This is a genomic window from Streptomyces sp. NPDC004561, from assembly GCF_053602155.1.
In genome coordinates, this window is sequence record NZ_JBSGDB010000353.1 from 1 (window position 1) to 9,517 (window position 9,517).

Annotated in this window: 8 protein-coding genes; 3 read left to right on the top strand and 5 right to left on the bottom strand. The window is 74.3% G+C overall.

Annotated elements, in window-relative coordinates; genetic code table 11:
• The 3 genes from ACWEN3_RS33475 to ACWEN3_RS33485 all read right to left on the bottom strand — a co-directional run.
• On the bottom strand, positions 1 to 2,017 hold a 2,017-nt coding region (locus ACWEN3_RS33475), incomplete at its 3' end, for an alpha/beta hydrolase family protein (protein ID WP_452978557.1).
• A 197-nt stretch (positions 2,018 to 2,214) separates the two neighbouring features.
• Positions 2,215 to 2,628 (bottom strand): Zn-ribbon domain-containing OB-fold protein, encoded by a 414-nt coding sequence (locus ACWEN3_RS33480; protein WP_452978560.1) that lies wholly within the window; start codon positions 2,626 to 2,628, stop codon positions 2,215 to 2,217.
• Positions 2,629 to 2,809: 181 nt separating this feature from the next.
• Positions 2,810 to 3,598 carry a TetR family transcriptional regulator gene (locus ACWEN3_RS33485; RefSeq protein WP_452978563.1) on the bottom strand — a complete coding sequence of 263 codons (789 nt, stop codon included), beginning with the start codon at positions 3,596 to 3,598 and terminating at the stop codon, positions 2,810 to 2,812.
• 224 nt (positions 3,599 to 3,822) lie between these two features.
• Here ACWEN3_RS33485 and ACWEN3_RS33490 point away from each other — a divergent pair, with 224 nt between their 5' ends.
• From ACWEN3_RS33490 to ACWEN3_RS33500, 3 genes are all read left to right on the top strand, one after another.
• Positions 3,823 to 4,665: a hypothetical protein gene (locus ACWEN3_RS33490; protein WP_452978566.1), complete on the top strand. Its 843-nt coding sequence runs from the start codon at positions 3,823 to 3,825 to the stop codon at positions 4,663 to 4,665.
• 114 nt (positions 4,666 to 4,779) lie between these two features.
• Positions 4,780 to 5,553, top strand: coding sequence for a peptidoglycan-binding domain-containing protein (locus ACWEN3_RS33495; protein WP_452978569.1), 774 nt, complete (start codon positions 4,780 to 4,782; stop codon positions 5,551 to 5,553).
• A 195-nt stretch (positions 5,554 to 5,748) separates the two neighbouring features.
• A complete protein-coding gene (locus ACWEN3_RS33500) occupies positions 5,749 to 6,189 on the top strand; it encodes a flavin reductase family protein (protein ID WP_452978572.1) in 441 nt (146 codons plus the stop codon).
• A 289-nt stretch (positions 6,190 to 6,478) separates the two neighbouring features.
• Here the strand turns inward: ACWEN3_RS33500 and ACWEN3_RS33505 are convergent, their stop codons facing one another.
• Together ACWEN3_RS33505 and ACWEN3_RS33510 are read right to left on the bottom strand one after the other, a co-directional pair.
• Positions 6,479 to 8,908, bottom strand: coding sequence for a SpoIIE family protein phosphatase (locus ACWEN3_RS33505; protein ID WP_452978575.1), 2,430 nt, complete (start codon positions 8,906 to 8,908; stop codon positions 6,479 to 6,481).
• 172 nt (positions 8,909 to 9,080) lie between these two features.
• Positions 9,081 to 9,461 carry a hypothetical protein gene (locus ACWEN3_RS33510; RefSeq protein ID WP_452978578.1) on the bottom strand — a complete coding sequence of 127 codons (381 nt, stop codon included), beginning with the start codon at positions 9,459 to 9,461 and terminating at the stop codon, positions 9,081 to 9,083.
• Between the last annotated feature and the right edge of the window lie 56 nt (positions 9,462 to 9,517).

Consider the following 9,517-nt stretch of genomic DNA (forward strand, 5'->3'; position numbering starts at 1 on the left):
GGACTTCGTGGAGCGTGAGATCGCCCCGCACGTGGTCGCCTGGGACCGGGCCGAGGAGGTCGACCGGGGCATCGTGAAGAAGCTCGGCGAGGTCGAACCCGCCGCGGCCGGCGGCCGTCAGCGGCACCCGGATCTCGCGCGCCCAGTAGGAGGCGGTCCGCTCACTGCCGGGCAGCCCGTCGGCACGCACCCGGCCGAGTGCCGCCTTCCGGCCGGAGGCGTCGGTGAGGGACACGTCCAGCTGTGTGCCACTGGAGTTCGGCGGCACGAACAGGCGCAGCGCCAGCGCCCGGGCGCCGGACAGCGACATCGGCCGCCCCACGCTCACCCGCGCGGGGGTGCCGGCGCGGGTCCAGTCCAGCGCGATCGCGTGCCGGCCGGTCTCCCGGTCGGTCTCCCACTGCGCGAAGTGCGGCGAGAGCCCGGTCGCGCCCCGGCCCAGACAGGCCTTGGCCGGACTCGGATCCACCACGTCGCACAGGGCGCCGCCGGTCACCGACACCCCGCCGTCCGGCAGGAACCCGGCACTCCGGCCCGCCCCCACCGCGTGGCTGAGGACCCGCGCCGGATCCGCCGACGGCGCCCGCTTCCCGGAGCCGTCCAGCAGCGGCCGCACCCGGTCGTCCCCGGTGAGGAACAGCCGCGCGGCCGCCGCGACGTACGTCGAACCGGCCCGGTGCTGCTGGTCGGCGGTGAGCCGGGTGGCGGCGTGCTTCGAGCACACCGGGTCCGGGTGCCGCGGGTCGTCGGAGAAGTCGTCCTCGGCGGGCGCCGCGGCCTGGCCGGGCGTCCACTCGGAGTTGAAGAAGTTGTGGTCGGCGCCGATGACGTACACGGCGCTGTGCAGCGAGGTTCCGTTGCTCACCGCGCGCGTGCCGTCGACGTACACCTCGCCCTGGAGGTCGGACACGTCGCCGTCGCAGCCCGGCAGGATCGTCACCGACGGCACGTCGGGCACCGGGTTCTGGCCGAAGACGGTGGGACCGATGAGCACCATGCCGCGGACGGTCCAGCGCACCGCGCCGTGGTAGCCGTCCTGGTCGGCGGGCGGGGGAGAGAGGCTGTCCAGCGCGGCCCGGTTGACGCCCTCGCCGCCCCGGGAGTGCCCGACGAGCAGGACGCGGGACAGGTCGGCGCGGGGCGCGTCGCGTACGACCGCCGGTGCGGTCGCGGGGTGTTCGGCCCAGTCCGCCCATCGGGCCAGATGGAGCCGCACCAGCGAGGAACGGGCCTGGGCGCCGCCGTCCTCGGCCGCGTTGTCCTGACCGTTGACGCCGTTGGCGGCGATCGACACGGTCACATAGCCCTGGGAGGCCAGGAGTTGCTGGTCGCGGAGGTAGCCGCGGTGGCTCGGCACCGGCTTGCCGCCGGCCTTGCAGGGCCAGTCGCCGGTGACGTCATGGCCCTTGTAGCAGGTGTAGTGGCGGCCGTGCAGGAACAGCGCGAGCGGTCGCCTGCCGGTGGCGCCGACGGGAGCGACGACCACCCCGCGCATCTCCGCCGGCGCCGCGAGGCCCGGCAGCCGGACCGGCTTCAGGCTGTACTCGCCCGTCCTGGTGCGGTAGTTGCCGGGCTTGCCGGGGTCCACCTCGTTCGCCGGCAGCGGGGGCGGCGGCTTGACCGCCGGGGCCGCCGCGCCGGTCGTCCCGACGTCCAACCGGTGTCCGCCGGACCAGACTTGCAGTCCCTGGAGCCCGGTCACCCGCCGCGCGTCGAGCGGCAACCGGAAGCCGCGCCGGTCGCCGTCCGGGCTCGGCACCCCCAACAGCCGTCCGCCCGCCCGGAACTCGACCCGCGCGTCGCCCATCGGCACCGGCCGGTCCGACCGCCACTCCAGCCGTGGAGCCGAACGTCCGCCGGCGATCCGCCAGCCGGGCGGCAGCGTCCCGTCGTCCGGGACCGCCGACTCCCGCCCGGGTAAGGGTGGTTGGGACTGTGCGACTGCGGCCCCCGGGGATGCTCCCGCCACCGCGAGTAACGCGGCGGCGGTGACCCATATGCGCCGGGCACGGACCACTGTTCCTCCTCGAACCCTGCCTCGGGCGTCCCGGCCGTCCCGGGAGCCCCTCGGCCCCGGAGGACGGAACTCCGAGTCTGTGGGTTGCCTGTGAAGGAGAAGTGGTGGATCACCTGTCCGAATCCCGCAACAGTGGCCGACACGTGCGCGGTTCTCCGAGGTGGGGAAGCGCGGCGGCGCTCAGCGGGGTACGGCTGTCAGGTCCAGGCGCGGTACTCGTCCAGCAGCTGGAACACCGGCTCGCCGCGCACCGGGTCCTTGGCGGTGGACAGCCGGACCCGGTCGCCGCTGTGGATGCCGACCGGCGGGCCCATGACCCGGCCGCGCACGACGAAGCCCTCGGCCATCTCTATCAGCGACACGTTGCGGGCCGCCGGGGTGTTGCGGTGCACCACGGTGGAGTGGCGGACCGTGCCGACGCCCTCGCTGTGCTCGGTGCGCAGCTCGCTCCCCTGGCACACCGGACACAGCAGCCGGTGGTACATCGCGGTGCCGCACCAGGCGCACCGCTGGAAGAGGATGGCGTCCTTGGAGTCCGCGGAGACGGGGTCGAGGACACCCGCCGCGGAGCCGGCCGCCGGATGCGAGGCGCTTGCTGAGTGGTGGTACACGCTGGTCAACTCCCTGCGCTCGGCCGGTATCCCGCGTGCCCGGCGCGACCCGTGCACGCAGCGCGCGGTCGCCGTGCCACCGCGCACGCCGACAGAGTATGGCACTCAGTGTCACTCGTAAAGGCACTGCGTACCCCTAATTTCCCCCAGGGTCGCCTGCGCGTCTCCGGGGTGCCGCCCATCAGTCGCGGCCCAGCACCGCCTCCAGCTCCTGCACCACCCGCCACAGCGGGGCGTCCCGCCGGGAGACCAGGACCACCACGTCGTCGAGATGCCCGCTTCCCCCCTCGCCCGCGGCCGGGCCGGCCCACACGGGCGCCGGGCCGACGGGGAAGGCGGCCGGGGCGGTGCGGGCCGGCGTGGCCGGGGTGTCCGCGGTGTACCCGAACGCCCGCTGGACGTACCCGAGCGCGTGGTCCACCGCCGCGCCCGCGTCGCCCTTGCCGTCCGAGCGCAGCCACGAGCGCAGGGCGTTGTTGTGCGCCGCGACGACCCCGGCCGCGATCACGTCGGCCCGCAGCGTCCCGTCGGGCCGGCCGGCGAACCGGCCGCGCAGATATTCGGCCAGCGCCCGCTCGTAGCGCCAGACCACCGACAGCTCGTACGCGCGCAAACCCGGCACCTTCTTGGTGAGGCGGTAGCGCTGCACGGAGAAGGTGGGGTTCTCCGCGTACATGCGCAGCACCAACCGGGCCGCGTCGCACACCCGCCGCACCGGCTCCTGGTCCTCCTCGCTCGCGGCGAGGAAGGCGGTCATGTCGGCGAGGCAGCGCTCGTGGTCGGGGAAGACCACGTCCTCCTTGGAGGGGAAGTAGCGGAAGAACGAACGCCGGCCGACTCCGGCCAGGGCCACGATGTCGTCCACGGTGGTCTGCTCGTAGCCGCGTTCCAGGAAGAGCCGGAAGGCCGCCTCGACCAGGGCGTCCCGCATCGGCGGCTTCGCGGCCTGCGCCGCGCTGCTGGAGCTCATGGACGGGAACGTAGCATCCGGCTGGAAATTGTGACACTCAGTGCAGCGAAGGGTGCCCGGCGAGGGAACTGAGTGCTCTGCGGCGGTCGAGCCCGCACAGCGGGCGGATGATCGTCCGGGCTCGAATCATGCGAACACCCGGAGCGGGGACGGGAGTGGCCGAATCCCGACGTAACCTTTCTGCACCCACGGCCGACAGGGCCGCAGCGCCCGAGGAGACCCCCATGTCCGCCGCCCGCCCCCGCGTCCTCTACGTCACCGACCTGGCGTACCAGGCCCGCGGGCGCCGCTACTGCGACGAGGACATCCTCCTCACCTCCCGGCTGCGCGCCCACTTCGACCTCGCCCTGTGCCACCCGCTGGACGCGGCGGCCCTGATGGACGGCTACGACGCCGTGGTCGTCCGCAACAGCGGGCCCGTGCTCGGCTACCAGAAGGAGTACGCGGCCTTCCGCGCGCGGGCGCTGGAGAGCGGGACACGGGTGTACAACCCGCTCACCGGCAAGGCCGACATGGCCGGCAAGCAGTACCTGCTCGATCTGAGCGCCGCCGGGTTCCCCGTGATCCCGACCGTCGGCCGGGCCGAGGACCTGCACCGGCTGCCGCACGCCACCCGCTACGTGGTCAAACCGCGCCTCGGCGCGGACTCCCTCGGCCTGCGGATCGTCCCGGCCGGCAAGGTCGCCGCGGCCGCCGCCGGCGACGTCCTGATCCAGCCACGCATCGACTTCGCGTACGAGGTGTCCTTCTACTTCGTCGACGACGACTTCCAGTACGCCCTGTACGCGCCCGACCCGCGGCGCCGCTGGGAGCTGAAGCCGTACGCGGCGACCGCCGCCGACCTGGAGTTCGCCCGGCGCTTCGTCGACTGGAACGACCTCGGCCACGGCATCCAGCGCGTCGACGCCTGCCGCGCCCCCGACGGCGGCCTGCTGCTGGTCGAACTGGAGGACCTGAACCCCTATCTCTCGCTGGACGCCCTGCCGGAGGAGGCCAGGGACGCCTTCGTCGGCGCGTTCACGGCGTCCCTCAGCCGGTTCGTGCACGGAGCGCTCAGCCCCGCCTGACGGTGACGCGGGCGACAGCCGCACCCGGCCGGCCTGAACGGAGCCTCGCCGCAGGCCGTATCTCAGCACGGGGATCGCGGAAGTCCCGTCCGCGCGGGACGGAAGGAGGGCCACGTGCCGACACCGCCCGACCCTGAACGCCCGCACCCAGGACCGGTCCTGGAACCCGTGCGGGTCCTGCGGCCCCGCCGCTTCGACGCCCTCGCCGAGCTGATGCGGGAGATGCGACCCGAGCCGGTGACGTACGAGCCCGCCGGCTCGGCATCCGGAGCGCGCCCCACCCCGGCGGGAGCGGCGCCCGGGGCCGAGGCGTTCGAAGGGCGCTCCGTTCCGGCGCGAGCCGCGGCTGCCGCCGACGAGGACACGCAGGAGCTGCCGCCGGTACCGCCCGCCCGGACCCGGGGCGCCGCCACGACGGCCGTTCTCGGATTCGGTCCCGGACTCCGCGGGGCCGCCGTGGCCGTGGCCGTGGCGGCGGCCGCGCTGATCGGCTTCGGCGCCGCCCTGCTGCTCCCCGGACACCAGGAGGCAGCCGCCACCGACCGGCCCTCCCGGCCCGCGGGCACCTCGGCCGCACCGCCCGCCGGCGCGCCGGTGGCGCCGCCCGCGACCGCGTCGCCGACGGCCACCGGCACCGACCCGGACGGCCCCGGCACCCTCCGCCAGGGCGACACCGGCCCCGAGGTCACCGAACTGCAGCAACGCCTGCTGCGCATCCCTGACGTCTACCACGACGGCTCGGCCGGTGGCGTCTACGACGCCACCCTCACCGCGGCCGTGGCGCGCTTCCAGCTCTGGTACGGCATCAGCGGTGACGAGACCGGCGTCTACGGCAATGACACGCGCCGCGCGCTGGAGTCCCGGACCAGCCTCGGCCAGGGTTCGTGAGCGGTGCGCGGGGAACACCGGGGGCACGGGAGGCGGCGGGCGCGCCCGCGTCCGATGTGGTGAGCTGAGGCGGGGGACCCCAGCGGCGGCGGAGGGGAGCGGAGCGGCATGGCGGATACGGAAGTCCCCGCGGACGCGGCGGGAGTGAACGGCGCCGGGGACGGGAGCGGCTTCTTCGACCGGCTCGATCCCGACATGTGCGTGGTCACGGCCATGGCCGACGGCGAGCGCGCGGGCTGCCTGGTCGGCTTCGCCTCGCAGTGCTCCATCCGGCCGCCCCGGTTCGCGGTGTGGCTGTCCAAGGCCAACCACACGTATCGCGTCGCCCGGGCCGCGCAGCTCCTCACCGTGCACCTGCTCACCCGGGACCAGCGCGATCTGGCGGAACTGTTCGGTGGCCGGACGGGCGACGAGATCGACAAGTTCGCGGGGCTGGAGTGGCGGGAGGAGCACGGCGGCGCGGTCGTGCTGAGCGACGCGGCGGCCTGGTTCGTCGGCACGATCCTCCACCGGACCGACGGCGGCGACCATGTCGGCTTCGTGCTCGACCCGGTGCGGTGGGGCTCGGGACGGGGCGGCTCCCTGCTGCGGCTGTCCGACGCGGCCACCATTGCCGCGGGTCACCCCGTGGACTGACCTGATTCGAACGTCGGGCAACTTCTCCGGCAAATCCCTGGTCAGGACGGAACGGGGCCTTCATCATGGTCAGCCCCGCGACCCCCGTCGCGTGCTCAGCCGCACCACGACCGAAGGCCATGCCGATGACCGGCTCCCGCGTCCCGGGCCTGCTCGTACCCGCCGTCTTCCTGCTGGCCCTGGTCGTCGGCGCCTGCTGGTACTGGCGACATCGGAACGACGACTGACCACCGGCGCCCTGCCGACCTACAGGCCGGCGACCATGCCGGTCCGCCCGCGTACCCGGCCGCTACCCGCCCGTGCGCCCCGGGCCGTCCCTCTCGTCCCGGCCCGTGGGGTCGGCCGCGTCCAGCGTCTGCGCCTGGTCCTCGCCCGGCATCCGGATGTCCAGTACGCAGACGTCGTCGCGCCGCTCGGCCCCGAGCATGACGGCGAGCAGGGCGTCGAGGGAGCCGGACTCGCCGGAGCCCTGGCCGCGTACCGCCTCGGCCAGGCGGGCGAGACCCGCGTCGAGGCCCTCGCCGAGGCGTTCGACCAGGCCGTCGGTGAACAGCAGCAACCGGTCCCCGGGCTCGAGGCGCAGCTCCGCCGACTCGTAGGCGGGCGCCGCGCTCGCGCCGAGCAGCATGCCGCCGGGCCGGTCGAGGTAGCGCACCTCACCGTCGCGCACGAGCAGCGGCGGCGGGTGTCCGGCCTGCGCCCAGGCGAGGACACGCCGGGCGGCGTCGTAGCGGGCGAGGACCATGGTGGCGGTGATCTGGCCGTCCCGGGAGTGCAGCAGCAACTGGTTGAGCCGGGCCAGCGCCCCGGTCAGCGAGGAGCCGGTGCTGACCATGCCCTTCGCGGTGAACCGGAGCTGGGCCATGGTGGCGACCGCGTCGATGCCGTGTCCCGCCACGTCGCCGACCACGAAGAGGGCTTCGTAGTCGGGCAGCTCGATGGCGCTGAACCAGTCCCCGCCGACATGGATGCCGGCCTGCGCGGGCAGATAGGCGACCTCGATGCGCAGCCCGGCCAGCTGCCGGGGTTTGCCCGGCAGCGGCAGCAGGGCGTGCTGGAGCCGGGCCGCCAGCGCCCGCTCGGCCTGCAGGATCCCGCGCTGGAGCAGCATCGCCCGCTCGCTCTCCACGAGGGCGAGCTCCGCGCTGCGCTGCGCGGTGAGGTCCTGTACGAATCCGTGCACCTCGACCGGGACGCCGTCCGGCTGGGTGACGGCCTCCGCGACCATCCGCAGATGCCGGACGCCCTCGGGCGAGGCGATGCGGAACGGCACGTCGAACGGGCGGGCGCGGCGGACGAGTTCGGTGATCGCGTGGGCCAGCGGCCCCGCGTCCTCCGGCAGGACCAGGTCCGGCAGCTTCTCGAGCCCGAACGGCCCCTGCGCGGTGCTCCGCCCGAGCAGGGCGTAGGCCTGGGCGGACCAGGAGATGTCCTCGGTGATCAGGTTCCAGGTCGCCCAGCCGAGCTTGCCCAGCCGCTGCACGTCGGCCAGGCGCTGCTCCTGCCGCTCCAACGGGTGGTGCCGCAACCAGGTCACCAGCAGGCCCTCGCCCAGCGGCGCCGCTCGCACCGAGTACGTGGCGCTCACCGCGACCCCGTCCGACACGTCCTGGTAGACGAAGGGCTCGCCCTCGAACGGCACCCCGGTCTCCAGCGCCGCCAGATAGCCCAGCCACAGCGGCTCGCCCGCGACGGACGGGTAGCTCTCCAGGATGTGCCGGCCGACCATCTCCCGGCCGGTGCGGCCGAAGACGTCGATCGCGTCCGCGGTGGCGGCGTCGATCCGGTAGTCCTCCACCTTGCCGGCGGCCGTACGCAGGGGGGTGAGCAGGATCGCGGCGCCCGGCAGCGCGTCGAACACCGCCTGCACGGTCTGGACGACGCTGCCCTCGGCGGGGTGTTCCTGCGGGGCGTCGAAGGCCCGCAGCCGGCCGGCGCACAGCCTGGCCACGGCCCGCAGCAGCTCACGCTCGCGCGGCTCGAACGGCCCGTCGTGCCGGCGCAGCACGCCGAGGGCGACACCCGCCGTCTCCCCGCCGGGCACGGGCAGCCACGCCCGGGTCGGCCAGCGCTCGGGCGGGTTCCCGATCAGCAGGTACCGCGTGCTGTCGGTGGGCAGGTCCTCCAGCCAGCGGGGCTCGCCCGCCGACAGGGCGTCGATGGCGGACAGACCGCTGAGCGGGGGTACGTGCCGCCACTGCGCGGCGAGCGTCGCGTCTATGCCGGAGTGGCCGATCAGCGTGAGTCCGCCCTCGGGCTGCCGCTCGTAGAGCATCACGGCGTCGGCGCGCACCTGGGGCGCCAGATGCTCCAGCAGACACCCGGCCAGTTCCTGCGGTGAGCCGACCCGGACCAGGTCCCGGCCGATGCAGCCCAGCACCTCCGCCATGTCGACGCTGCCGACGGGTGCGGCCTCCCAGGAGCCGACGGCGACGGGCGGCCCCACGGGTGCCGGCACGGGCTCCGCCGGTGCCGGCAGCAGGGCGCCGAGCGTCAGCCAGCACTGTTCGAGAAGGGTGCGGTTGCCGTTCTTGGCACGCTGGTGCAGTTCCTCGTGCGCCGCGTCCGGGGTGCAGCCTGTGACCGCCATCAGGACGCCCTTGGCCCGCTCCAGCACCGCCGCTGTCGCGGCGAGGTCGCGCAGCTCCTCCAGCTCGGCGCGCTGACGGGCCACGACCTTGGCCAACGCCGCCATCTCGGCGTCGGTGCCGGGGTCCATCGGGGACACGGACTCGCTCGTCACGCGATGAGCATCGCACATCAGGGCCCCTTCGATCACTCGTCTGCCGGGACCGGATCGACAAGTGCTTCCCGCCCGCCGCACACGAACGGGGAGTGGCTCGGGCGCGGCGAGGGGCGACCGCGTGCCGTACGCCCGGAGCGGCGGCCGGTCAGCGGCCGGCGCCGCGGGTGGCCAGTGCCTCGGTGACCGCCCGGACGCTGCGCGCGATGTGCTGGAGTTGCATCACCTCGGCCGCGTAGAGCTTGATCGTGTGTTCGATGACGGACTCGGGCAGCCCGAGCATGGGCAGTTCGGCCCGCGCGGTCTGCAGCGCCGTCCGGGCCACCCGGATCTCCTGCTGCACCTGGATCTGGGCGTGCCGGGCGAGCAGGACGGGGTGCCGGATCAGGGCCGGATAGCTGGCGTAGCGCGCGGGGATCAGCTCGCGCAGCCACTTGGCCGCCGAGCGCTCCCAGTCGTACGAGCCCGGCGTCTTGACCTGACAGGGCCAGTCGGGGCTGATGCGCGTGCTGGTCAGGGGCATGATCATCGCTTCCGGTGTGCGGCGTCGTGAGGGTGGTCCGACGGGTGTGGGGCGGCCCCGGC

Bases quoted from the DNA above. Each gene is read 5' to 3' on its own strand.
- ACWEN3_RS33485 (WP_452978563.1), bottom strand. From the start codon at position 3,598: ATGAGCTCCAGCAGCGCGGCGCAGGCCGCGAAGCCGCCGATGCGGGAC.
- ACWEN3_RS33505 (WP_452978575.1), bottom strand. From the start codon at position 8,908: ATGGACCCCGGCACCGACGCCGAGATGGCGGCGTTGGCCAAGGTCGTG.
- ACWEN3_RS33490 (WP_452978566.1), top strand. From the start codon at position 3,823: ATGTCCGCCGCCCGCCCCCGCGTCCTCTACGTCACCGACCTGGCGTAC.
- ACWEN3_RS33500 (WP_452978572.1), top strand. From the start codon at position 5,749: ATGTGCGTGGTCACGGCCATGGCCGACGGCGAGCGCGCGGGCTGCCTG.
- ACWEN3_RS33510 (WP_452978578.1), bottom strand. From the start codon at position 9,461: ATGATCATGCCCCTGACCAGCACGCGCATCAGCCCCGACTGGCCCTGT.